The sequence below is a fragment of the Streptomyces sp. NPDC051921 genome (assembly GCF_040680975.1).
Taxonomy (GTDB): Bacteria; Actinomycetota; Actinomycetes; order Streptomycetales; family Streptomycetaceae; genus Streptomyces.
In genome coordinates this window covers 439,239-463,057 of record NZ_JBFAXU010000002.1, presented here as the reverse complement: position 1 = coordinate 463,057, position 23,819 = coordinate 439,239, and the positions used below count along the sequence as shown (strand labels likewise).

18 protein-coding genes are annotated in these 23,819 nt (G+C 72.9%); 10 read left to right on the top strand and 8 right to left on the bottom strand.

Annotation, left to right across the window (positions count from 1 at the left end; genetic code table 11):
• The first annotated feature begins 8 nt into the window (after positions 1–8).
• Positions 9–1,583: a S8 family serine peptidase gene (locus AB0M16_RS04710; RefSeq protein ID WP_365338692.1), complete on the top strand. Its 1,575-nt coding sequence runs from the start codon at positions 9–11 to the stop codon at positions 1,581–1,583.
• 66 nt (positions 1,584–1,649) lie between these two features.
• Here the strand turns inward: AB0M16_RS04710 and AB0M16_RS04705 are convergent, their stop codons facing one another.
• The gene (locus tag AB0M16_RS04705; RefSeq protein ID WP_365338690.1) at positions 1,650–2,816 is read right to left on the bottom strand and encodes a serpin family protein; all 1,167 of its coding nucleotides are present in this window, start codon (positions 2,814–2,816) and stop codon (positions 1,650–1,652) included.
• 83 nt (positions 2,817–2,899) lie between these two features.
• Here AB0M16_RS04705 and AB0M16_RS04700 point away from each other — a divergent pair, with 83 nt between their 5' ends.
• On the top strand, positions 2,900–4,126 hold the full coding sequence (locus tag AB0M16_RS04700; RefSeq protein ID WP_365338688.1) for a DUF4190 domain-containing protein: 1,227 nt from the start codon (positions 2,900–2,902) through the stop codon (positions 4,124–4,126).
• Between the two features lie 448 nt (positions 4,127–4,574).
• Here AB0M16_RS04700 and AB0M16_RS04695 read toward each other — a convergent pair whose 3' ends face one another.
• Positions 4,575–5,924: a glycoside hydrolase family 18 protein gene (locus tag AB0M16_RS04695; protein WP_365338686.1), complete on the bottom strand. Its 1,350-nt coding sequence runs from the start codon at positions 5,922–5,924 to the stop codon at positions 4,575–4,577.
• Between the two features lie 225 nt (positions 5,925–6,149).
• On the opposite strand from AB0M16_RS04695, the gene AB0M16_RS04690 reads away from it, so the two are divergent.
• The 6 genes from AB0M16_RS04690 (at position 6,150) to AB0M16_RS04665 (ending at position 12,944) form a co-directional block, all read left to right on the top strand.
• Positions 6,150–6,902 (top strand): GntR family transcriptional regulator, encoded by a 753-nt coding sequence (locus AB0M16_RS04690; protein ID WP_365338684.1) that lies wholly within the window; start codon positions 6,150–6,152, stop codon positions 6,900–6,902.
• Between the two features lie 172 nt (positions 6,903–7,074).
• Positions 7,075–8,802, top strand: a complete 1,728-nt coding sequence (locus AB0M16_RS04685; RefSeq protein WP_365338682.1) for a hypothetical protein — start codon at positions 7,075–7,077, stop codon at positions 8,800–8,802.
• Positions 8,803–8,962: 160 nt separating this feature from the next.
• Positions 8,963–9,142, top strand: a complete 180-nt coding sequence (locus AB0M16_RS04680; protein ID WP_365338680.1) for an SPOR domain-containing protein — start codon at positions 8,963–8,965, stop codon at positions 9,140–9,142.
• A gap of 55 nt (positions 9,143–9,197) precedes the next feature.
• Entirely contained in the window at positions 9,198–9,662 is a 465-nt protein-coding gene (locus tag AB0M16_RS04675; RefSeq protein WP_365338678.1) for a (deoxy)nucleoside triphosphate pyrophosphohydrolase, read from the top strand.
• A 108-nt stretch (positions 9,663–9,770) separates the two neighbouring features.
• Positions 9,771–10,193 (top strand): ATP-binding protein, encoded by a 423-nt coding sequence (locus AB0M16_RS04670; RefSeq protein ID WP_365338676.1) that lies wholly within the window; start codon positions 9,771–9,773, stop codon positions 10,191–10,193.
• Positions 10,194–10,337: 144 nt separating this feature from the next.
• Entirely contained in the window at positions 10,338–12,944 is a 2,607-nt protein-coding gene (locus tag AB0M16_RS04665; protein WP_365338674.1) for a SpoIIE family protein phosphatase, read from the top strand.
• A gap of 128 nt (positions 12,945–13,072) precedes the next feature.
• Here AB0M16_RS04665 and AB0M16_RS04660 read toward each other — a convergent pair whose 3' ends face one another.
• Both AB0M16_RS04660 and AB0M16_RS04655 read right to left on the bottom strand, forming a co-directional pair.
• On the bottom strand, positions 13,073–13,780 hold the full coding sequence (locus AB0M16_RS04660; protein WP_365338672.1) for a PspA/IM30 family protein: 708 nt from the start codon (positions 13,778–13,780) through the stop codon (positions 13,073–13,075).
• Between the two features lie 77 nt (positions 13,781–13,857).
• The gene (locus AB0M16_RS04655) at positions 13,858–15,984 is read right to left on the bottom strand and encodes a TPM domain-containing protein (RefSeq protein ID WP_365338670.1); all 2,127 of its coding nucleotides are present in this window, start codon (positions 15,982–15,984) and stop codon (positions 13,858–13,860) included.
• 142 nt (positions 15,985–16,126) lie between these two features.
• Here AB0M16_RS04655 and AB0M16_RS04650 point away from each other — a divergent pair, with 142 nt between their 5' ends.
• Entirely contained in the window at positions 16,127–17,146 is a 1,020-nt protein-coding gene (locus AB0M16_RS04650; RefSeq protein WP_365338668.1) for a hypothetical protein, read from the top strand.
• 228 nt (positions 17,147–17,374) lie between these two features.
• Here the strand turns inward: AB0M16_RS04650 and AB0M16_RS04645 are convergent, their stop codons facing one another.
• From AB0M16_RS04645 to AB0M16_RS04630, 4 genes are read right to left on the bottom strand one after another with little or no spacing between them, the layout of a single operon-like run.
• On the bottom strand, positions 17,375–18,145 hold the full coding sequence (locus AB0M16_RS04645; RefSeq protein ID WP_365338666.1) for a succinate dehydrogenase/fumarate reductase iron-sulfur subunit: 771 nt from the start codon (positions 18,143–18,145) through the stop codon (positions 17,375–17,377).
• Positions 18,142–20,040: a fumarate reductase/succinate dehydrogenase flavoprotein subunit gene (locus AB0M16_RS04640; RefSeq protein WP_365338664.1), complete on the bottom strand. Its 1,899-nt coding sequence runs from the start codon at positions 20,038–20,040 to the stop codon at positions 18,142–18,144. Before AB0M16_RS04640 ends, AB0M16_RS04645 begins: the two co-directional genes overlap by 4 nt.
• A gap of 1 nt (position 20,041) precedes the next feature.
• A complete protein-coding gene (locus AB0M16_RS04635) occupies positions 20,042–20,872 on the bottom strand; it encodes a hypothetical protein (RefSeq protein WP_365338662.1) in 831 nt (276 codons plus the stop codon).
• Positions 20,873–20,888: 16 nt separating this feature from the next.
• On the bottom strand, positions 20,889–21,116 hold the full coding sequence (locus tag AB0M16_RS04630; protein WP_365338660.1) for a hypothetical protein: 228 nt from the start codon (positions 21,114–21,116) through the stop codon (positions 20,889–20,891).
• 250 nt (positions 21,117–21,366) lie between these two features.
• Between AB0M16_RS04630 and AB0M16_RS04625 the strand changes: the two genes are divergently transcribed.
• Positions 21,367–23,766: an ABC transporter family substrate-binding protein gene (locus AB0M16_RS04625; protein WP_365338658.1), complete on the top strand. Its 2,400-nt coding sequence runs from the start codon at positions 21,367–21,369 to the stop codon at positions 23,764–23,766.
• Positions 23,767–23,819: the final 53 nt, after the last annotated feature.

Genomic DNA, 23,819 nt, shown 5'->3' with positions numbered 1-23,819 from the left:
CCCCTCACATGTCCGTGATGCGTGACTCGCGGCGCAGACTCGCCGCGGCCGGTGCCATAGCCGTCGCAGCCCTCGCGCTCGGCTCCCTGTCCGCCCTCCCGGCCACCGCCGCCGGGACCACCGCCGAAGGCGTCATCCTGAACGCCGGCGCGGAAGGGACCGTCGCCAACAGCTACATCGTCACCCTGCGCGAGTCCGCCGCCCAGGCGGAGACCGCGAAGGGACGGGCCGTCGCGACGAAGTTCGGCGCCAAGATCAAGCGCACGTACACCGCGGCCCTCAACGGCTACTCGGTCGAACTCTCCGAGGCGCAGGCGAAGAAGCTCGCCGCCGACCCGGCCGTCGAGTCCGTCAGTCAGAACCGCGTCTTCCACATCGACGGCACGCAGCCCTCCCCGCCGTCCTGGGGCCTCGACCGGATCGACCAGAAGGCCCTCCCGCTCAACCAGAGCTACACCTACCCGGACACCGCGGGCCAGGGCGTCACGGCGTACATCATCGACACCGGCGTCCGCATCACCCACGGCGACTTCGGCGGCCGGGCCTCCTACGGCTACGACGCGATCGACAACGACAACACGGCCCAGGACGGGCACGGCCACGGCACGCACGTCGCCGGCACCGTCGCGGGCAACTCGTACGGCGTCGCCAAGAAGGCGAAGATCGTCGGCGTCCGCGTCCTCGACAACTCCGGCTCCGGCACCACCGAGCAGGTCGTCGCCGGCATCGACTGGGTGACCCAGAACGCCGTGAAGCCGGCCGTCGCCAACATGAGCCTCGGCGGCGGCGTCGACACCGTCCTCGACGACGCCGTCCGCCGCTCGATCGCCTCCGGCGTCACCTACGCGGTCGCCGCCGGCAACGAGACCGACAACGCGAACAACCACTCGCCGGCGCGCGTCTCCGAGGCCATCACGGTCGGCGCCACCACCTCGACCGACGCCAAGGCCAGCTACTCGAACTACGGCAGCCTTCTGGACCTGTTCGCCCCTGGTTCCTCGATCAAGTCCTCCTGGAACACCAGCGACACGGCCACCAACACCATCTCCGGCACGTCGATGGCCACCCCGCACGTCGCCGGTGCCGCCGCCCTCTACCTGGCCGACAACCCGACGGCGAGCCCGTCGGCGGTCGCCACGGCGCTCGTCAACGCCGCCACCCCGAACGTGGTCACCAGCCCGGGCACCGGCTCCCCGAACCGCCTGCTGTACGTCGGCGGCGGCACGACCACCCCGCCCGGCCCGCGCTTCGAGAACACCGCGGACTTCGCGATCAACGACAACGCGACGGTCGAGTCCCCGGTCACCGTCAGCGGCGTCTCGGGCAACGCCCCGTCGGCCCTCCAGGTGCCGGTGAACATCGTCCACACCTACATCGGTGACCTCCAGGTCCAGCTGATCGCCCCCGACGGCTCGGCGTACACGCTGAAGGCCTTCGGCACCGGCGGCAGCGCGGACAACATCAACACCACGTACACCGTGAACGCCTCCTCCGAGGTCGCCAACGGCACGTGGAAGCTCCGCGTCACCGACAACGCCAACCTGGACACGGGCAAGATCGACTCCTGGGCCCTGCAGTTCTGACGCCTGAAGTCGCGTTCGTGAGCCTGTGAGGGAGGGGCGGTCGCCGGTACGGCGGCCGCCCCTTCGTCACGGCTGTGCCACCCAGCCCGCCGTCAGGACCAGCCGCGAGGTGCGGTGCACGGCGAGGAAGCCGAAGGGGCGGTCCAGGGCGAGACGCACCCGGCGGATCCGGTACGGGGCGGCGGGGGCGCCCCCGCCCGCCATGCCGAGCCCGGTCACCGACGCCGCCACGAAGCCCTCCGCGTCGAAGCGGGCCATCGCCGACTGACGGCCCTGCGCGATCGCCAGCGGCTCCTCGGCGACGCCGGGGAAGTGCCCGCGGCGGGTGTCGCTCGCGGTCGTCAGGCCGAACACCTCGCGGTGCGCCAGGAGATCGTGGGAGGCGTCGAGCGAGAAGGCAGGCATCGACACGGCGAGCCGCGGGTACCGGTCGGTGCTGGGCACCGTGTCGACCGACAGCCCCGGACCCGTCCCGCCGGGCGGCAGCCGGTCGCCGGTGAGGAGCGGACGGCCACCCCCGAGCACGTCGAGCCCGGCCCGCAGCACGGCGCCGACCTGCGCCTCCTCGGTGCCGAGGAGGAGATGCACGTCGACCCCCGTGTCGCCGAGGACCTTGAGGACCGTGAGCGGGCCCGCCGCCGTCTCCGCCACGCCGACCCGGTCGAGCAGCGAGGTGGACCGGTGCAGCCAGGGGATCGTCCGGTCCGCCCACGGTCCGTCCCCCGCCCGCGCCCGGTGTGTCCAGAACGGCTGCAGCCACGACGTCCGTACGGCCTGGGCCGAGGCGAGGACCAGCTCGGTCTCCTCGTCCACGGTGACGGGCATCGACGGGATCAGGCCCTGCGTGCACTCGGCCGCCCAGGCGTCGAGGACCTTCTGGTCGGCCGCGTCGTCCCCGGTGAAGCGACCCAGCGTCGCCGCCGGCAGGCCCGCCGCCCAGGGTGCGCGCAGCTCCAGGTCCGGGCGGACCCACAGGCCGACGGCCGAGGCGACCCCGCGGACCGCCCCGAGTCCGGCGAGCAGTTCGCGCGCCGCCTCCGCCGCCCGGTCGGCCGGCAGACCGAGCGCGTCCTCCAGCTCGTCCCGGGCCGGTCCGGCGGCGCCGTCCGCGAGGAAGGCGAGCAGCGGCCAGACGCCGGTCGCGGACAGCACCGTGTCCCGGCCGTCCGGCGGCAGGGCGCCGGCCCAGCGGGCCGCGAGCCGGTTGACCGCCCGTACCGTCGAGACCCGCATGTCGCCCCCACCCACGGACCACGTACGATGCGCGCGCCCGTTCGATTCCCGCACTCTCCCGCCCCAACAGGAGCACCGTACTCGTGGACCCGTCCCAGCCGCCTCAGGATTCTCCGGCCCCGCAGCAGCCCTCGCAGCCGTCGCCGGCGGGCTGGCCCGCGCCCGGTCAGGCGCCGACGACCGGGCCGTACGCCGCCCCCGGCCCGTACGGGGCTCCGGGGCCGTACACCTCGCCGCCGCCCGGCCCGTACGGGCCCTACGGACCCGGCGGCCCGGGCGGGCCAGGGCCCTACGGGGCGCCCCGGCAGACCACCAACGGTCTCGCCGTCGCCTCCCTCGTCTCCGGCATCGTGTGCTGCCTGCCGCCCCTCGGCCTGGTCTTCGGCCTGATCGCCCTGCCTCAGATCAAGAAGCGGCAGCAGAAGGGCCAGGGGCTCGCCGTCGCCGGCATCGTCCTCTCCTCGCTCGCCTGCCTGATGATGATCCTCGGGCTCGTGACCGGCGGGTTCGGCAACGCCTGGCGGGACTTCAAGAAGGGCTTCGACGAGGCCGCGGCCGCCGACTCGCCGTTCTCGCTGCGCAAGGGCGACTGCTTCCGCATCGACGGCAAGCTGGAGACGTACACCACCGACGTGAAGACGGTGCCGTGCACCAAGCCGCACGAGGGCGAGGCGACCGGCAGCTTCAAGGTCACCGGCTTCTCCTCGTGGCCCGGTGAGGACGCGATCGACCGCATCGCGGAGAAGCGCTGCGACGCGATGAACAGCGCGTACGCGCTGGACACCTGGGCGGTCCCGGAGTCGACGGTGACCTACTACTACCTGCCGAGCAAGCAGAGCTGGCGGGCCGGTGACCGGACGGTGACCTGCGCGTTCGCCACCGAGAAGACGGCGACCACCGGCTCCCTGCGCAGCGACGAGACCACCCTCGACGCCCACCAGCTGCACTACCTGAAGACCGTGAACCCGATCGACCTCGTCGTCGTCGAGGAACCCGAGGAGGACGCGGACGCGGACCTGGCGGCCAACAAGGCCTGGGCGCAGAAGGTGCACCACGCGGTGACCACGGCGAGCGCCGGCCTGCGCGGGCACACCTGGTCCGGCACGTCCGCGAAGCCGGTCGGCGAGCTGGCGAAGAAGCTGGACGCGGCCGCGCGGACGTGGCACAAGCTCGCGACGGCCAAGGACGCGGACGCGTTCTGGGACTCGTACGACGTGGCCTACGACGCTCTCTCGACGGACTTCGAGACCGCCCCGCGCTCGGCGCTCGGCCTCACCGACACGCTGGAGGACAGCGGCGAGAAGGTCTGAGCGGGCGCGCGTGCGCCGCAGGACGGCGTGGGCCGAGGGGGCCGGGTCTCAGGAGGAGACCCGGCCCCCTCGGCTGCGGGCCGGGGACGGCGGCCGGGGCGGCGGCCCGTGACCGACCGCCGCCCCGGCCGGACCGTCGGCGGCGGGTTCGGCCCGCGGTCCGGGTGACGCCCCCAGGGCGCCGGGTGGGAGGACTCAGCCGAGCGGGGGCCGCTGTTCCGCCGGCTGAGCGGGGGCCGCTCCGCAGGCCCCCCGAGTGGCGGCCGTCGGGCCGGTGCCGTGGTGGGGGGTGCCGCTCGGCGGGGCAGTGGTGGCTGCCGCCCGAGCGGCGGGCGGCGGGGTCGGGCGCCCTGGAGCTGCTGCACGGGCCGGTGCCACCGTGGCTGCCGTCCGAGTGGCGGCCGTCGGGCCGGGTGTCGTGGTGCTGCTGCTCGGCGGGGCCGTCGTCTCAGTGGCGGCCGCCCAGGACGCCGTCGACCGCCGTGATCAGTTCGCCGTCCGGGGTGTCGCCGTCGAGCGACCAGAACATCGCGCCGCCGAGGCCCTTGGCGCGTACGTACGCCGACTTGGCGCGCAGCACCTTCGGGTCGTCGTACGTCCACAGGGTCGTGCCGTCGAAGAGCCAGGCGTGGCCGTTCCTCCGGTCGCGGTGGACGGTGTACCCGCCGGCCTGCGCGAGCTTCTTGAGGGCCTTGTAGTCCTCCGAGCCGGCCGCCCAGGTACCGGGCGCGGCGCCCGTGGCGGCCTGACCGAGGCCGTCGCCGCCGCCGGTCACCCCCGTCCAGCCCTGCCCGTAGAACGGCATGCCGACCACCAGCTTGCGGGCGGGCGCGCCGCGCCGCAGCCAGTCGTTCACGGTCTGGTCGACGCTGAAGTCGCCCTGAGGGGCGAACAGCGCGGACTGCTGGGCTGTGGTGGACTCCCAGCTGCCGTGGAAGTCGTAGCCCTGGAGGTTGACGAAGTCGAGGTCGCGCATGATCTTCCTGACCTCGAACCCCGCGTCGATCTTGGCGGGTGCGGTCGGCACGAAGGCCGACAGCTCGTAGTGTCCGCGCTTCTTCTGGGACCGCGCGTAGGCGTCGAGCTGGGTGCGGAACTCCCGTACGAGCGCGGTGAAGTTCTGCTTGTCCTCGGGGCGGAAGACGGTGTCGGTGTCGCCGGCCGAGCCGGGCCACTCCCAGTCGATGTCGATGCCGTCGAACAGGCCCGCGGCGGCTCCCGCGCCGCCGCGGGCGCCGTCGGCCGGAAGGTTGCCCTTGATGTAGAGGTCGATGCAGGAGGCGACGAGGGCCTTGCGGGAGGCGGGGGTGCGGGCCGCGTCCGAGAAGTGGGTGGACCAGCTCCAACCGCCCAGCGAGATCATCACCTTGAGGCCGGGGTGCTTGGCCTTCAGCTCGCGCAGCTGGTTGAAGTTGCCGGCCAGCGGCTGGTCCGGGGCGTCGGCGACACCGTCGACCGATCCGGCGGCGTCGAGCGGGCGGACGTAGTCGGCCCAGGCGTCGGCCTCGCCGGGGACGTTGCCGGTGAAGCACCTGCCGTCCGCGCCGATGTTGCCGAAGGCGTAGTTGATGTGGCTCAGCTTGGCCGCGGTGCCGCTCGTGTCCAGGTCCTTGACCTGGAAGTTCCGTCCGTAGACGCCCCATTGGGTGAAGTAGCCGACGCGCTTGTACGCGGGTTTCGCCACGTGGTCGTGGGCTGCCGTGGCGTCAGGGGCGGCGCCGGCGGAGGGCGCGAGGGTGGCGAGGAGGCCGAGGGAGACGGCGGCGACGGACAGCCGGGAAAGGGTTCTGCGACGCATGGGGCTCGTTCCTGTGCGGGTGCCGGAAGGGAGCTGTGCGGACAGGAACGTATTGGTCTGGACCATTAACGTCAAGGATTCCGACGGGAGTTCGGTGGCTATACCTGCGGCGAGGGTTTGCGTAAAGGCAAATCATCACTTCGGGTGAAACTCTGGCCCATGCTTGCGGCTGCGCACCCTCGGTTGTCAGGCTGTAGCTCACAGTCAGGCTGAGGGGAGTGTCCAGTGACGTTCGGTGAGCAGCCCGCCTATCTGCGCGTGGCGAGCGATCTCCGGGAGAAGATCGCCAACGGCTCGCTTCCCCCGCACACCCGGCTCCCCTCGCAGGCGCGCATCCGCGAGGAGTACGGGGTCTCGGACACCGTCGCACTGGAGGCGCGCAAGGTCCTCATGGCGGAGGGTTTGGTCGAGGGGCGCTCGGGCTCGGGCACCTACGTGCGCGAGCGTCCCGTGCCCCGCCGGATCGCCCGCTCCGGGTACCGGCCCCCGTCCGGCGCCAACCCCTTCCGGCAGGAGCAGGCGGCCGAAGGGGTGCGCGGCACCTGGGAGTCGAGCAGCGAGCAGGAGCCGGCGAGCGCCGAGGTCGCCGCCCGGCTCGGCATCGAGCCGGGGGAGCGGGTGATGCGCACGCGGTACGTGTTCCGGGACGGCGGCGAGCCGATGATGCTGTCCACCTCCTGGGAGCCGCTCTCGGTCACCGGCAGGACCCCGGTGATGCTGCCCGAGGAGGGCCCGCTGGGCGGCTGTGGCGTGGTCGAGCGGATGGCCGCGATCGACGTGGTCGTGGACAACGTGGTGGAGGAGGTCGGCGCGCGCCCCGGCCTCGCGGAGGAGCTGCTGACCCTCGGGGGCGTGCCCGGCCATGTGGTGATGGTCGTCGCACGGACCTACTACGCGTCGGGCCTGGCCGTCGAGACCGCCGACGTGGTCGTCCCGGCTGATCGCTACCGGATCGCGTACCACCTGCCGGTGCGGTGACGGGCGCACGCCGGCCGCTGCGCGGTGCGGCGTGTCCGGGCGGGTTCACGTCGAGTTGACGGGGTGTCGGATTCCGTAACGCGTGGGCAACGCCGGACCGCGACGGTTCGTCATGCCCCGCTCCTAGCTTCCACGTCCGTACCCGCACCCCGGCCGGACGACAGGAGCCCCCATGACGGACACGGTCACCCGTGACACCTCCTCCTCGGCGGCCCCGCCGCCACGCCGCCGCTACGCGCGGCTGGCCGCCGACGAGAGTCGCGAGGACTACTCGCTGCGCTACGCCCCGCACTCCTTCCGGCGCTGGTCGCCCGGCACGGTCGCCGGCACCGCCCTCGGCGGGATCGCCTATCTCGCCGACTTCGCCATCGGCGCCTCGATCGTCTTCACGTACGGCTTCACCAGCGGTCTCGCCTCGATCCTGACCGCCGCCGTGATCATCTTCCTCACCGGCATCCCGATCGCCCGCGCCTGCGCCCGCTACGGCCTGGACATGGACCTCATCACGCGGGGTGCCGGTTTCGGCTACTTCGGCTCCACCCTCACCTCGCTCATCTACGCCTCCTTCACCTTCATCTTCTTCGCGCTCGAAGGCTCGATCATGGCCCAGGCCATGCACCAGGCCGTGGGGCTGCCGGTCGAGCTCGGCTATCTGGTCACGACGCTGATCGTCATCCCGATCGTCTTCCGCGGCATGGGCGCCCTCGCCAAGGTGCAGGCCTGGACCCAGCCCCTGTGGATCGTCGGCATGGTGCTGCCCTTCCTCGTGCTCGCCTTCGAGGCCCCGGACGCCTGGGGCGCCTTCGCCTCCTTCGGCGGTACGGAGGGGGCGGGCGCCGGCTTCTCGTGGATCGGCTTCGGGCTCGGCACCGGCGTCGCCCTGTCCCTCATCGCGCAGATCGGGGAGCAGGCCGACTATCTGCGGTTCATGCCCGCGAAGACCGCGGAGAACAGGCGGCGCTGGAACCTCGCCGTGCTCGCCGCCGGACCCGGCTGGGTGGTCATCGGTGCGGCCAAGCAGCTCGGCGGCGCCCTCCTCGCGTTCGTCGCCCTGGAAGCCGTCGGCAAGACCCACGCGCTGGAGCCGATCGCCCCGCAGATCGAGGCGCTCAAGCCGTGGCTCGGCTCCTTCGCACTGCCGGCCGCCGCGCTGTTCGTGATCGTCTCGCAGATCAAGATCAATGTGACCAACGCCTACAGCGGCTCGCTTTCCTGGTCGAACTTCTTCTCCCGGGTGACCCACCGCCACCCGGGCCGGGTCTGGTACATCTTCCTCAACCTCGCCATCGCGCTGACGCTGATGGAGATGAACATGTTCGCGGCCCTGGGCGAACTGCTGGGCTTCTACTCCAACGTCGGCATCGCCTGGATCGCGGCCGTCGCCGCCGACCTCGTCATCAACAAGCGGGCCGGCTGGAGCCCGCCCTACATCGAGTTCAAGCGGGCGTATCTCCACGCCGTGAATCCGGCCGGCTTCGGTGCGATGGCGGTCGCCTCCGTGGTCTCCATCCTGGCCTTCTTCGGTCTCTTCGGGACGTACGCGCAGGCCTTCTCGACCTTCATCGCCGCCGGTCTCGCCCTGGTGCTGTGCCCGCTGATCGCCTGGGCGACGAAGGGGCGGTACTACCTGGCCCGGCCGAACCCGGTGAACGGCCCCGGCGCGGACGTGGCCGACGAGACGGCGACCCATGTGTGCGGGGTCTGCGAGACCGCGTACGAGCTGCCCGACATCGTGGACTGCCCCGCGCATTCCGGCCCGGTCTGCTCGCTGTGCTGCTCGCTCGACGCCGAGTGCGGCGACGTCTGCCGCAGGGATCCCGGGGCGGCCGGGCCCGTTCTGATGCCGGTGCCGACCGTCCCGAAGGCGCCTTCCGTCGACCCCGCAGAGCCCGTTCACTAAGCGGTCGACCTCCCTCCGCCGCTTGTTACTGGCCAGATACATATCTCTTTGTGAAAACCCGTATCCGCTGTGTAAATGTCAGGCGTAAGCTCGGGCATATGCGCAGCGCGGTTTCCAGGAGATCGTTAGAGACGGCCGGACCGGCGGAGGGAGAAGCCCGATGAGCGACAGCGGTCCCGACCTTGCCTGGCTGGTCATACGCCAGGACGACAACGGCAACCGCTACCGCGTCGGCCGGTACGCGACGAAGGACGAGGCCCAGAAGGTCGCCGACAGCCTCGACGACCGCGGACACAAGCAGCTCTACTGGGTCGAGCGCATCGGGCAGCCCGCCGTCTGACCCTCGATCTGCTGCCCGGGCGGCCGTAGCCGCCACCCGGGTTACGCTCCGCACCATGACCGATCGCCGAACGGACCCCGGGACGCCCGACCCTGTCGTGGTCGTCGCCGGGGCCCTCTGCCATCAGGGGCGGCTGCTCGCCGCCCGCCGCAGCGCCCCCGAAGAGCTCGCCGGCCGCTGGGAGCTGCCCGGCGGCAAGCTGGAGCCGGGGGAGAGCCCGGAGGAGGCCCTGGTCCGCGAGCTGCGCGAGGAGCTCGGCATCGAGACCGAGGTCGGCGCGCGCGTTCCCGGTGAATGGCCGCTCAAGCCCGGCTACGTCCTGCGCGTGTGGGCCGCCCGGCTCACCTCCGGCGAGCCGCGGCCCCTGGAGGACCACGACGAGCTGCGTTGGCTCGCCCGCCACGAGCTGGACTCCGTCGACTGGCTCGACCAGGACCGCCCCGCCGTCGCCGAGGCCGGACGACTGCTGCCCGGCGCCCCGGAGGCCTCCGCCGCCCCGACGGACGGCGCGCGAGGCTGATCCCTACGCCGTTCGTGCCACCGTGCGCCCAGGGCCGAGTGCGCGCGATATCCCACTCCGAATATCGGGTATGTCCTGATTAACCCCCCGAAATAGGACGTGGGCTTCGTGATCGACACCGAAGGCGACTGCGCCGAATGGCATTTTCCGGCGGAGGCCAACGCCGTGCGCACGGCTCGTCACGCGGTGCGGGACACCCTGAGGGCCTGGCAGCTCGACTCGGTGATCGGTGACGTGACCGTCCTGCTGGTCAGCGAGCTGGTGACCAACTCCCTGCGCTACGCCTCCGGCCCCATCGGCGTCCGCCTCGTCCGGCAGCTGCCCGACGGAATCGGCCCCGGACACGGCCCCGCGCTCCTCGTGGAGGTCTCCGATCCGCTTCCGGATCAGCCCACCGAGCGCCCCGCCGGACCGGACGACGAGGGGGGCCGCGGACTGCAGCTCGTGGCCTGTTCCGCCCGCCGGTGGGGTACCCGGGCGGGACGTTCCGGGAAAACCGTGTGGTTCGAGCTGGCCCTCCCTGGTGAGTAAAGAGGGTGGGACGACGATCAGCGGGACTCGGCCGGAAACGAACGAGACCACCCTGTGATCGTGAACGTCGTGCCGACGGGGGCCGTGGTGCTGAATACTTCGGTCATGGCCGGTCCGGTGCGGTGAGCTGGAGGGGACGGTCGCGTGAGCGAGATACCTGAGACGGCGAGCGGTGTCGTGTGGCAGAGCAGCCCGCCCGGGTCGATCTATGACTACATCCGGGTCGCCTCCTTCTCGATAGGCCCCGACGGGCTTGTCGACCAATGGAGCAGGCGGGCCGTGGAGCTCTTCGGCGTGACCGCCGAGCAGGCCCGGGGCAAGGACCCGGTCGAGGCCTTCATGCCCGCCGACCTGCGCGAGCGCGGACACCGCAGGGTCAAGGAGATCCTCGACGGCAAGGAATGGACGGGCCTGGTCCCCTTCCGGATGCCCGGCGAGGACCGCCCGCACGGCATCGCCGAGATGTACGTCATGCCCAGCGAGACCGAGCGCGGGGAGAAGGCGGCCCTGTGCATCGTCGTCGACGTGCGGGCGCTGCGCCGCATAGAGACCGACCTCGCCGCCTCGCAGGCCATTTTCGGCCAATCCCCGTTCGGCTTTCTGCTCTTCGGCACCGACCTCACCGTGAAGCGGGCCAACCGCCGCTTCGCCACCGTCTTCGGCGGCAACGCCGCCGACCACCGCGGCCGGACCGTGTACGACTACCTCACCCGGCCCGAGGCCGAGCGGATGACCGCCGCGCTCCGCAAGGTCCTGGAGACCGGCGAGTCCGTCGCCGACCTCCAGATCGTCGGCGCCGCGCCCGGCTCCACCGACCGGCGCCACTGGTCCGTCAACCTCTACCGCGTGCACAGCGGCTCCGGCCGCCCCATCGGCGTCGCCGGCCTCGGCATCGACGTCACCCGCCGGCAGAACGCCGCCCGCGAGGCCGCCAGCGCCCGCCGCAACCTCGCCCTGCTCAACGAGGCCGGCGCCCGCATCGGCAACTCCCTCGACCTGGAGGCCACCGCCCGCGAACTCCTCGACGTCGCCGTCCCCGGCTTCTGCGACCTCGCCGCCGTCGACCTCTACCAGGGGCTGCTCACCGGCGACGAGGCCCCGCCCGGCCGCTGGGGCAGCTCCCACGACGTCGGCTACGGAGCGGGCAGCGCCGAACTGCGCCGGGTCGCCGTCGCCAGCTCCGTCTCCGACACCCCCGTACGCGTCGGGAAGCCGCGTCCCAGCGGCGACGACACGGCCGCCCCGACGCCCGGGGCCGACGGCGGGGTGTGCTGCGACAGCGGCCCGATCGAGGTCGGCTCCGTGCACCGGTACCCCTTCAACTCGCCCTGCGCCGGGGCCCTGCGCACCGGCCGCGCCCGCTCCGTCCCCGGGGCGGACGGCAGCCTCGTCCAGTCCACCCTCGTCGTCCCGATGGTCGCCCACGACACCGTCGTCGGCCTCGTCCAGTTCTCCCGCGCCAAGGGCAGCGAGCCCTTCGGCGAGCGCGACCGTGCCCTCGCCGTCGAACTCGCCGCCCGCGCCGCGGTCTGCATCGACAACGCCCGCCTCTACCGGCGCGAGCACGAGCGGGCCCTCATCCTCCAGCGCAGCCTGCTGCCGCCCGGCGACCCCGAGGCCGCCGGACTGGACATCGCCTGCCGCTATCTCCCCGGCACCGTCGGCTCCGAGGTCGGCGGCGACTGGTTCGACGTCATCGAACTTCCCGGCCACCGCACCGCGCTGGTCATCGGCGACGTCATGGGCCGCGGCCTGCGCGCCGCCGTCGCCATGGGCGAACTGCGCACCGCCGTGCGCACCCTCGCCCAGCTCGACCTCGAACCCGCCGAGGTCCTCTCCCACCTCGACGAGATCGCCCGCGGCCTCGGCGCCCCCGCCGGCGCCCAGCAGTCCGCGCGCGCCCACAAGGCCCGCGGCCCCGAGCTCTCCGAGGTCTATCTCGCCACCTGCGTCTACGCCGTCTACGACCCCGTCACCCGGCGCTGCACCTTCGCCAACGCGGGCCACCTGCCGCCTGTGCTCGTCGAACCCGGCGAGGAGGCCCTGCTCCTCGACGTGCCGCCGGGCATGCCGCTCGGCGTCGGCGGCGAGCCCTTCGAGGAGGTGGAGGTTGAGCTGCCCGAGGGCGCGCTGCTCGCGCTCTACACCGACGGCCTCGTCGAGTCCCGCGACCACGCCCTGGACGAGGGGCTGAGCGCCTTCCGCAGCGCCCTCGCCAACCACGGCCGGCCCCTCGAGGACGTCTGCGACCACGTCCTGAACACCCTCGACACCCGGCACGGCGAGGACGACATCGCCCTGCTCATGGCGCGCATCCAGGGGCTGCCGAGCGAAGCCGTGGGCGACTGGCGGCTCCCCAGGGAGCCCCGCTCGGTCGGCCGCGCCCGCGAACTGGCCCGCGCCCAGCTCACCACCTGGGGGCTGGAACCCCTGGTCGACACCGTTGAGCTGCTCGTCAGCGAGCTGGTCACCAACGCCTTGCGCTACGGCGAGGGCGAGATCCGGCTGCGGCTGCTGCGCGACCGCACTCTGGTCTGCGAGGTGTGGGACGCGGGTCTCGTCCAGCCCCGGCGGCGCCGCGCCAAGGACACCGACGAGGGCGGGCGCGGACTGCAGCTGGTCGGGCTGCTCAGCGCCGCCTGGGGCTCGCGCCGCACCCCGCGCGGCAAGACCGTCTGGTTCGAGCTGCCGCTGCCGGACGGCGACGGCTTCACCGAACCGACGGTGGATCAGCTGCTCAGCATGTTCTGAGCCTACGGACCGGACCGGCCACGACCCGGACCGGTCCACGACCGGGCTTCCGTGCGGCGCCAGGGGGCGGCTCGCCGATCCTGCCGGGCTCGCGGCACGATCCGGCCCGGTCGACACGACACCGCCCGCTAGCCCTTCAGCGCGGCCAGCCGGGCCTCGATCTCCGCCTGGTCGCCCAGCGCGTCCAGCTGTTCGAACTGGGCGTCCAGCGAGGAGGCGGCGAGCTCCTGCTTGCCCAGCGCCCTCGCCTCCTCCCGGCGGACCTTGTCCTCGAAGCGGCTCAGCTCGCTCGTCGGGTCCAGGAGGTCGACGCTCCGCACCGCGTCCGTCATCGTGCTCTGGGCCTGCGCCGACCTGGCCCGCGCGACCAGCTCGTCCCGCTCGGCCTGGAGCTCGCCCAGCTTGACCTTCATCTGGTCCAGGCCCGACGTGAGCTTCGTCACCACCTCGGTCTGCGCGGCGATCGTCGGCTCCGCCGTCGACGCCTCCTTCTCCGACTGCAGCTGCCGTCCGAGGGCGACCTTCGCCAGGTTGTCGAAGCGGTCCGCCTCCGCCGGCTGCCCGCCGGCCCGCAGCTCGTCCGCCTTGCGGCTCGCGGCCAGCGCCTTCGCGCCCCACTCCTTCGCCGCGTCCACGTCCTCCCGGTGGTCCTGCTCCATCAGGCGCAGGTTGCCGATGGTCGCCGCGACCGCCTCCTCCGCCTCCGCGATGTTGCTCGCATAGTCGCGGATCAGCTGGTCCAGCATCTTCTGCGGATCCTCGGCCTGGTCCAGGAGCGCGTTGATGTTGGCCTTCGCCAGCTGGGCGACCCGGCCGAGGACGGTCTGCTTGCTCATGGTCGGTCTCCTTGCGCGCACGACGTACGAGACGTGCGGGTAGACGTACGAGTCGGGTGACGAATGATCGAGCGGGGTCAGAAGCGCCCGCCGCCGCCCAGTCGGCCGCGGGTGCCCCCGCCGCCGAAGCTGCCGGGGCCGCCGCCGAAGCCTCCGCCCGCGAAACCCCCGCCATGTCCACCACCGTGTCCACCCCCACCACGTCCTCCCCCGAACAGTCCGCCGAGGATGATGCCGCCGAGCACGGCCCCTCCGAGCCCGCCGCCCCCGGCACCTCCCACTCCTGTTACACCGCCCAGGCCGTTCGGGTTCCCGTACGACCGCACGTCCTGCTCGGCGAGCTCCTGCGCCTGCCGGGCGAGCACGTCCGCCTGCTGCGCCTCGGCGAGCGCCGCCTGCGGGTCGTCGCCGGCCAGCCGCCCCGACCGGTCCAGGCGCCGCTGCGCCTCGGCCAGGCGGGTGCGGGCCTCGGCGCCCACCGCCCCGCGGTGCGTCGTGACGAAGTCGGCGGCCGCGCCGATCGCCGAACGGGCCGTCAGCGTCGCCTGGTCCAGGAGCGCACGGGCGCGTCGGCCGCCCGACTCGCGCTCCCGCGCGCCCTCCAGCGCCTTGTCGAGCGCCGTGTCCGCCTCCTCGAGGCGGCGCAGCGCGTCGATCGGGTCGTACCGGCCGGAGCCCATCGCCCCGCGCACGTCGGCGAGCACCGACTCGGCCCGGCCGATCCGGCCCCGCAGGTCCGCCGTCGGCTCCCCCTCCGCGGTGCCCTGCAGAAGCCCGTGGGCGTCGGCCAGGTCCGCCGCGGTCTCGGTGAGCGCCCCGGACAGCTTCCCCACGGCCTCCGCCAGCTCCTGGGCCCGCCGGTCCACGGCGTCGATGAGCCGGGCCGCCTGGTCGACGGCGCCCTCGGCGGCCCGGATCTGCACGGCGGCGCCCCCGTTGTCGCCCCGGTCCAGGAGATGCCGGGCCCGGCTGACGGTGGTGGTCGCGAACACCAGCCGGTCCTTGGCCTGTTCGACGTCGCCGGAGACCGGGGCGGCCGCGGACTCGGTGTAGCGCTCGCGCATCGCCGTCAGCGTCGCCTCCGCCGTGCCCACCCGGCCGGTCTGCTCCCGGAAGGCCGACTCGACGGCCTCCAGCGCCTGCGGGGCGTTGCGCTCCAGGGCGCGCAGTCGGTCGAAGTCCTCGGACTCGGCGTCGAGGCGGGCGTCCACGTCGGCGCAGCGCTTGAGGACCTCGTCGAGCATGGACCGCCGGGTCGCGTCGTCCTCGGGAAACGCGTCGTCGAGCTGCTGGCGCACCCGGAAGGCGGCCGTGAGCTCGCTCTCGGCGTACCGCACCGCCTCGGCGAAGCGGGTGGCCGCCTCCTCGCCGAACTGGGCGGTGGCGAAGCCCAGTTCCTCCTTGCTGGTCCGCACGGCGTCGTCGGCGGCGACGAGCGCCTGCCGGGCCCGCCCGTCGAGTTCGTCGAGGCGGGGCGGCGGGGGGCCCTTCGGGGTGCCCCAGCCGCTGCCGCCCGCGGCGGAGCCCCAGCCCCCGCCGCCCGGTGTCGTGCGGGTGGCGGTCCTGCGGCGGCGTTTGGTCCACGCGTAGGCGGCGAGCGCGCCGGCGCCGCCGACCAGCGCCAGGGGCAGCACCAGGTCGGTGGCGGAGGTGGAGTCCTCGGCCGCGTTCCCGCCGGGGTCGGCGGGTCCGGGAGTGATCGCGGGGGCGGGGACGGGGTGTCCGGCGAGGACGGCGGCGTAGCCGTTCGCGGCCCCGATGGCCGCGCCCGCCCAGTCGTTCTGCCGCAGGGCCGGTTCGATCGCGGTCCGGGCGACGTCGTCGAGCTGGGCCTGGGTGAGGCGCGAGCCGGGGTCGGCGGAGTAGCCGTACTGCCGGTCGTGAGTGGCGACGGCGAGCAGGACGTCGTCGCGGCCGAGTCCGTTGCGGTCGGCGGTGGCGTCGGCCCAGCCCTGGGCGGGGCGGCCGGAGAAGTCCCGTACGTAGACGACGAAGAGCTGCACCCGCCGGGCGTCGTAGAGCTGGCCGAGGGCCCGCACCACCGAGGGGCGCCGGTCGCCGAGGGCGCCGACCCGGTCGGTGATCTGCCCCTCCCGGGACAGGACGACGGGGTCGTCGGCGCGGGCGCCGGGAACGGCGGGCACGACCAGCCACCACGCCGCCACCAGCACCGCGAGCAGGGCTCGGGTGGCTGTTCGTGTCACAAAAGTGAGGTTATGTCCAGGGTTGGGGGTGCGCGACCGGGCCGGTCCGGACGTGCGGAAACCGTTCTCCACAGGCGTGCGTCACTGTCGGTAGCCATCGCTACGGTGGTTCCAGTGACGCGACGACTCTCGGGGGGCCCGGGTGAACGGACGATGGAAGAGCGTGTGGCGGCGGGGGCGCTGGGTCGCCCTCGGACTCGTCCTCGTGCTCGTCGTGCCGGCGCTGGCCGCGGGCACGGCCCTGCGCCTCAACTACACCGGCGAGCCGCGCGAGGGGACGAAGACCCGCGGCAAGGACGCCATCTGGCTCGGCCACGCCTGGGTCGACGGCCGCAAGAAGGACGCCGACCTCGCCGCGTTCGCCGAGCGGATCAGAGGCACGGGCATACGTGACCTGTACGTCCACGCCGGGCCCCTGGAGCACGACGGCACCCTGCCCGCCGCCCGCCACCCGCGGGCGCGCTGGCTCGTCGACGGCGTCCACCGCACGATGCCCGGCATACGGGTGCACGCCTGGCTCGGAGACGTCCTCGCCTCCGAGGGCCCGGACGGGCTGCGCCTGGAGGACGCCGGCAGCCGGGCCGCCGTGGTGGCCTCCGCCCGGCAGGTCCTCGACGCCGGCTTCGAGGGCGTCCACTTCGACCTGGAGCCGCTGCACTCCGACGACCGTCGCTATCTGTCGCTCCTCGACGACCTCGGAGCGCTGACCCGGCCCCGCAAGGCACCGCTCTCGGTCGCCGCGCACCAGATAGACCCGCTGCCGGCGGCCCACACGGTCCTCGGCGCGCTGTCCGGCAGCGAGAAGTGGTGGTCGCAGGAGTTCTTCGGGCAGGTCGCCCGACGGGTCGACCAGATCGCGGTCATGTCGTACGACACCTGGATGCCGCTGGAGGGGACGTACGGCGGCTACGTCGCCCAGCAGACCAGCCTCGCCCTGGAGGTGACGCCCGAGGGGACGGACCTGCTCATGGGCCTGCCCTTCTTCCACGAGGACGACCTGGGCCACCACGAGTCGGCCGAGACCGTCGCCGCCGCCGTCCGCGGCGCCCGCCTCGGCCTCGGGCGCACGGCCCCGGACCGCGAGCGCTTCGGCCTGGCGCTCTACGTGGACTTCGCCGCGGAGGAGGGCGACTGGCAGGCGTACCGGGACGGCTGGCACTGACCCTTACGGCCCGGGCCGGGGGCCCGGCGGCAGGGGGCGCACCTGTGCCGGAGCCCCGGCAGGGCGCGCACCCGGGCCGGAGCTCTGAGGAACGGCGCTCCTGGGCCCGAGCCCCGTGGAACGGCGCGCTCGTGCCGCATCCCCGCGGATGGGTGCGCCCCTGGGCCCGAGCCCCGCGGAACGGCGCGCTCGTGCCGCACCCCCGCGGACGGGGCGCGCCCCTCGCCCCTACCCCTTCCGCCGTCGGATCTTGTCGCCCAGCCACACGACCGGGTCGTACTTGCGGTCCACGACCCGTTCCTTCATGGGGATCAGGGCGTTGTCCGTGATCCGGATCTCCTCCGGGCACACCTCGGTGCAGCACTTCGTGATGTTGCAGTAGCCGAGGCCGTGTTCGTCCTGGGCGGTGCGGCGGCGGTCGAGGCCGGTCTCCTCCGCCGCGTCGAGCGGGTGCATGTCGAGCTCGGCGATCCGCATCAGGAAGCGCGGGCCGGCGAACACGGCCTTGTTCTCCTCGTGGTCGCGCACCACGTGGCAGGTGTCCTGGCACAGGAAGCACTCGATGCACTTCCGGAACTCCTGCGAGCGGTCGACGTCCTCCTGCGTCATCCGGTACTCGCCCGGGCCGAGCCCCGTGGGCGGCACGAAGGCCGGGATCTCCCGCGCCTTCGCGTAGTTGAAGGAGACGTCCGTGACCAGGTCGCGGATCACCGGGAAGGCCCGCATCGGCGTCACCGTGATCGTCTCGTCCCGCCCGAAGACCGACATCCGGGTCATGCACATCAGCCGCGGACGCCCGTTGATCTCGGCCGAGCAGGAGCCGCACTTGCCGGCCTTGCAGTTCCAGCGGACGGCCAGGTCGGGCGCCTGGGTGGCCTGGAGGCGGTGCACGATGTCGAGCACCACCTCGCCGTCGTGCACCTCGACCGTGTAGTCGGCGAGCTCGCCGCCGCCGGCGTCGCCCCGCCAGATCCGGAACCTCGCGTCGTACGTGCTCATGCGTCCAGCTCCTCCTCGGCGAGGTACTTCGCCAGCTCCTCCTTCTCGAAGAGGGCGAGCAGATCGGCCCTGATCGGCTCGGTCCGCACCCGTTCGAGGTCCACCCCGCCCCCGTCGGCCGCCCGGCAGCGCAGGTTCACCGGGCGCCATGCGCGGTCCATGGACGGGTGGTCCTCGCGCGTGTGGCCGCCCCGGGACTCCGTGCGTTCCAGGGCCGCCCGCGCCACGCACTCGCTGACCAGGAGCATGTTGCGCAGGTCGAGCGCGAGGTGCCAGCCGGGGTTGAACTGCCGGTGGCCCTCGACGGCGACCCGCCGCGCCCGCTCCCGCAGTTCGGCGATCCGCTCCAGGGCCTCGGCCATCTCGCCCTCCCGCCGGATGATCCCGACGAGGTCGTTCATCGTCTGCTGGAGTTCCTGGTGGAGCGTGTACGGGTTCTCCCCGTCGCCGTCGAACGGGGCCAGCGCCTCCGTCCGGGCCGCCGCCACCGCCTCCTCGCCGACGTCGGGCCGGCCGGCCTCCGCCGCGTAGGCGGCCGCGTGCAGTCCGGCCCGTCGCCCGAACACCAGCAGGTCGGAGAGGGAGTTGCCGCCGAGCCGGTTCGAGCCGTGCATGCCGCCGGCGACCTCGCCGGCGGCGAAGAGACCGGGCACGCCGACGGTCGCGGCGGACTCCGAGTCGACGGCGACGCCGCCCATCACGTAGTGACAGGTCGGCCCGACCTCCATCGCCTCGGCCGTGATGTCGACGTCCGCGAGCTCCTTGAACTGGTGGTACATCGACGGCAGCCGGCGCCGGATCACCTCCGCCGGCATGCGCGTCGACACGTCGAGGAAGACCCCGCCGTGCGGGGAGCCGCGGCCGGCCTTGACCTCCGCGTTGATCGCCCGGGCCACCTCGTCGCGGGGCAGCAGCTCGGGCGGGCGGCGGTTGTTGTCGGGGTCCTCGTACCAGCGGTCGCCCTCCTCCTCGGACTGGGCGTACTTCTCCTTGAAGACCTCGGGGACGTAGTCGAACATGAACCGTCGGCCCTCGGAGTTCCGCAGCACCCCGCCGTCGCCGCGCACGGACTCGGTGACGAGGATCCCCTTCACCGACGGCGGCCAGACCATGCCGGTCGGATGGAACTGCACGAACTCCATGTTCACCAGCGGCGCCCCCGCGAGCAGCGCGAGCGCGTGCCCGTCGCCGGTGTACTCCCAGGAGTTGGACGTGACCTTGAAGGACTTGCCGATGCCGCCGGTCGCGAGGACGACCGCGGGGGACTGGAGGACGAAGAAGCGTCCGGACTCCCGCTCGTAGCAGAAGACCCCGGAGACCCGCTCGGAGCCGGCGCCGGAGCCTCCTCCGGACGAGCTCCGGAGGACGCGGGTGACCGTGCACTCCTGGAAGACCTTCAGACGGCTCTCGTAGTCGCCGGTCTCGCGGAAGTCCTCCTGCTGGAGGGAGACGATCTTCTGCTGGAGGGTGCGGATCAGTTCGAGGCCGGTCCGGTCGCCGACGTGCGCGAGCCGCGGGTACTCGTGGCCGCCGAAGTTGCGCTGGGAGATGCGCCCGTCGGGCGTGCGGTCGAAGAGGGCGCCCCAGGTCTCCAGCTCCCACACCCGGTCGGGAGCCTCCTGGGCGTGCAGCTCGGCCATCCGCCACTGGTTGAGGAACTTGCCGCCGCGCATGGTGTCGCGGAAGTGGGTCTGCCAGGTGTCGTGCGGATTGGCGTTCGCCATGGAGGCGGCGATGCCGCCCTCCGCCATCACGGTGTGCGCCTTGCCGAACAGGGACTTGCAGATGACGGCCGTCCGGGCGCCCCGCTGCCGCGCCTCGATCGCCGCACGCAGCCCGGCGCCCCCCGCGCCGACCACGATCACGTCCCACTGCTGTCGCTCCACAGGAGTCATGTCAGAAGAACCTCGGGTCGTCGAAGGCACCGGTGGCGAGGAGGTACACGTAGAGGTCGCAGGCGGCGACGCTGATCAGCGAGGCCCACGCGAGCTGCATGTGGCGGCGGTTCAGCCGGCCCACCCAGGTCCAGAGCCGGTAGCGGACGGGATGCTTCGAGAAGTGCCGCAGCCGGCCGCCGACGATGTGCCGGCAGGAGTGGCAGGACAGCGTGTACGCCCAGATCAGCACGATGTTGACGAGGAAGACGAGCGTCCCGAGCCCCGCGTGGCCCCACGCGTAGTCCTCGTCCCGGAAGGTCAGCACCGTGTCGTACGTGAGGACACCGGCGACCGGGAGTGCCAGGTAGAAGAAGTAGCGGTGGATGTTCTGCAGGATCAGCGGGAAGCGGGTCTCGCCGCTGTACGAGCGGTGGGGTTCGGCGACCGCGCAGGCCGGGGGAGAGGCCCAGAAGCCCCGGTAGTAGGCCTTGCGGTAGTAGTAGCAGGTCAGCCGGAAGCCGAGCGGGAAGATCAGGATGAGCAGGGCGGGCGAGAGGCCCCACCAGCTCCCGAACAGCGCCCAGTTGGGGCCGCCCCGCATGGGGACGCAGTTCTCCGCCAGGCACGGCGAGTAGAACGGTGACACGTAGGGAGCGGCGTAGTAGTCGGCGTTCGCGAAGGCCCGCCAGGTCGAGTAGGCGACGAAGGCGAGCAGTCCGGCCGCGGTGGCGGCGGGCGCCAGCCACCAGCGGTCGGTGCGCAGATGGCGAGCGGCGAGGGAGGCGCGCCCGGCGGAGCGCACCCCCGTCGCCGTTCCGTTTCTCGTCGGGGGTCGGGTACCTGTGGCCAACAGGGCCTCCTCGGCTCTACGGCGCGTGGCGGTCGCGTGCTCCCAGGCCCTCGTCGTCGATGTCGGTCCACTTCTGGGAGTCGTACGGGGTGTCGGGGATCGTCACCATGTTCTCGGCGCGGCCCTCCGTCGGCACCCTGGGTGCGCCCCGCTCCGCCCCGACGCGGCGTTCCAGCTCTTCGACCGTGTGTTCCAGGTCTTGCAGGCGGCGCTTGACGGCCGCGAGATCGTCCTGAACGGACATGGTTGCCCTCACTTCCGCGAGCGCGGGTCACACGCGAGTGTCGCGCGTCACATCCCGCTTGTGAAGCCGTGTGCACGTGATTCCACTCGTCCGGAGCGCCCCGGCGGCCGGGCGATTGGGCCGCACGAGTGGGGTTTGCCGCACGCGCCGCCGTGTCGCCGTCACCGGATCCGCTCCGTCCTTTTCAGTGTATGAGCAATAGGTGTGATCATCTCCAAATGGCATGAAACTGGACGAAGGGGTACAAGTCATGTCCCAGGTCGGCGCCCCTCGCGGGAGGACATGCTCCAGGAGCCCCCGCTCCCGCACGCTCCGCTCCGTCGCGACGCTCGGCAGCGCGGTCCTCGCGCTCGCCGTCCTCGCCGGATGCAGCTCCGGCGACAGCGGCGACGAGCCGCCCGCCGCCGCCCAGGACAACGCGCCGGCCGCACGTGAGCGGGTCGCCGACGGAGGAAACCTGCGCTGGGCCGTCGACGCGCTGCCCACCACGCTCAACGCCTTCCAGGCCGACGCCGACGCCGCCACCGCCCGCATCGCGGGCGCGGTGCTGCCCGCCCTCCACACCCTCGACGAGCGCGGCCGCCCGCGGCTGAACCCCGACTACCTGGAATCCGCCGAGGTCGTCGAGACCGAGCCGAAGCAGGTCGTCCTCTACAAGCTCAACCAGCAGGCGGTGTGGAGCGACGGGCGCGAGATCGGCGCCCCGGACTTCGTCGCCCAGTGGCGCGCGCTCAGCGGCCGGGACACCGCCTACTGGACCGCGCGCAACGCCGGCTACGAGCGCATCGAGAAGATCGAGCGCGGCAAGGACGACCTGGAGGTGCGGGTCACCTTCGGCAAGCCGTACGCCGACTGGCGCTCGCTCTTCACCCCGCTCTACCCGAAGGAGGTGATGGGCACCCCGAACACCTTCAACGACGGCGCCCGCGCCTCCCTCAAGGCCACCGCAGGACCGTTCCTCCTCAAGACGATCGACCGCAAGGCCGGCACCGTCACGCTCGCCCGCAACCCGCGCTGGTGGGGCCAGAACGCCAAGCTCGACACCGTCGTCCTCACCGCCGTGCCCCGCGCCGACCGGGCGACCGCGCTCGCCGCCGGCAAGCTGGACCTGGCCGAGATCGACCGGGCCGTCGCCGAGCGGATCGCCCTCGCGACCCGCGACGCCCAGTCCGGCAAGAACGCCGGTCACGTCCTCGCCCACGGGCCCGGTGCCGGGATCACGCCCGCCGGCGCCCTGAAGTCCTGGGCGCTCGCCCACGGCTCCGACGCGGCGAAGGCCGCGGAGGTACGGGCGGCCCGGGAGAAGAACCAGCAGGCCATCGCCCGGTACGCGACCGAGCAGAGCGGCCTCTCCCGGTTCGTGGTCCGCAAGTCCCTGGAGCCCGCCTACACCCAGCTCTCCCTCAACGGGGAGTCCGGCCCGCTCGCCGACGAGCGGGTGCGCCGGGCGGTGGCCCGCGCGATCGACCGCCAGGAGCTGGCCGAGACGGTGCTCAAGCCCCTCGGCCTGCCGGCCAGGCCCCCGGGCAGCCACCTCGCGCTCGCCGGTCAGGCCGCGTACGCCGACAGCAGCGACGCGCTCGGCGACCAGGACACCAAGGAGGCGCGGGCGCTGCTCGCCGACGCCGGCTGGGTGCCGGGCGGGGCGCTGCAGAAGCCGGCCGCCGGAACGAAGGCGGGCAGCGAGGCCACGAAGCAGGACGCCGAGAAGGCGAAGGCGGGAGCGGAGAAGAAGACCGACGGCAAGGCCGAGCAGACGCCCAGGAAGAAGGAGGCCGACGCCGTCTCCGACGAGGGCCTCTACATCGTCGGTGACGACAAGCCCGGTGAGCGGCGGCCGACCGGCCCGCTGATCGGCGCCGGCGGCCCCGAGAACGGCACCGACATCCTCGCCCCGGCCCCCGTCGCCGCCCTCCAGAGCGCGGCACTGCTCCGCCAGGCCGCGGCCCTGGACACCGGCAGCGGCGCGGGCGCCCAGGTGCAGTCACAGCTCCAGGCGCACCCCGCCGAGCCCGTGGCCGGCGCCTACGCCCCGCGCGGCACCGCCGCCCCGGCCGCCGTGGACGGTACCGGGCAGGCCCTGGGCAAGGACGGGAAGGCGCTCAGCCTCCGCTTCGTCCTGCCTTCGGGGCCGGGCTCGGAGTCGCTGCGGGCGGTCGGGGACCGGATCGTGCGGATGCTGGACGCCGTCGGCATCCGCACCGAGGTCACCAAGGTCTCCGACGACAGCTTCTTCAAGGACCACATCGCCTCCGGCGACTACGACCTGGCCCTCTACTCCTGGCCCGCGACCGCCTTCCCGGCGACCGACGCCCGCCCGATCTACGCGAAGCCCGAGCCGGCCTCCGACGGCTCGCTGCTCGTCGAGCAGAACTACGCCCGGGTCGGCACCGACCGCATCGACCAGCTCTTCGACCAGGCGGCGGCCACCCTCGACGAGGAGGAGGCCCGTGACCTGGTCCGCCAGGCCGACGCCCGGATCTGGGCCGCGGCCGGCTCCATCCCGCTCTACCAGCGCCCTCAGCTGGTGGCCGCCAGGCCCGACCTCGTGAACGCGGGGGCCTGGGGCTTCGCCTCCCCGCGCTACCAGGACATCGGCTTCAAGAAGCCCGAATCCGCCCAGGGCGCGGAGCGCAACACCCGCAAGTGAGCGCAATACCCTAAAGCAGCCGAAAGTCCAAGTCGCAAGCTCAGAAGCAGCTC

Coding starts and splice junctions, on each gene's coding strand:
- AB0M16_RS04660 (WP_365338672.1), bottom strand. CDS start 13,780: ATGAGCAAGCAGACCGTCCTCGGCCGGGTCGCCCAGCTGGCGAAGGCC.
- AB0M16_RS04645 (WP_365338666.1), bottom strand. CDS start 18,145: ATGAGCACGTACGACGCGAGGTTCCGGATCTGGCGGGGCGACGCCGGC.
- AB0M16_RS04675 (WP_365338678.1), top strand. CDS start 9,198: ATGACCGATCGCCGAACGGACCCCGGGACGCCCGACCCTGTCGTGGTC.
- AB0M16_RS04685 (WP_365338682.1), top strand. CDS start 7,075: ATGACGGACACGGTCACCCGTGACACCTCCTCCTCGGCGGCCCCGCCG.
- AB0M16_RS04640 (WP_365338664.1), bottom strand. CDS start 20,040: ATGACTCCTGTGGAGCGACAGCAGTGGGACGTGATCGTGGTCGGCGCG.
- AB0M16_RS04625 (WP_365338658.1), top strand. CDS start 21,367: ATGTCCCAGGTCGGCGCCCCTCGCGGGAGGACATGCTCCAGGAGCCCC.
- AB0M16_RS04680 (WP_365338680.1), top strand. CDS start 8,963: ATGAGCGACAGCGGTCCCGACCTTGCCTGGCTGGTCATACGCCAGGAC.
- AB0M16_RS04705 (WP_365338690.1), bottom strand. CDS start 2,816: ATGCGGGTCTCGACGGTACGGGCGGTCAACCGGCTCGCGGCCCGCTGG.
- AB0M16_RS04630 (WP_365338660.1), bottom strand. CDS start 21,116: ATGTCCGTTCAGGACGATCTCGCGGCCGTCAAGCGCCGCCTGCAAGAC.
- AB0M16_RS04695 (WP_365338686.1), bottom strand. CDS start 5,924: ATGCGTCGCAGAACCCTTTCCCGGCTGTCCGTCGCCGCCGTCTCCCTC.
- AB0M16_RS04710 (WP_365338692.1), top strand. CDS start 9: ATGTCCGTGATGCGTGACTCGCGGCGCAGACTCGCCGCGGCCGGTGCC.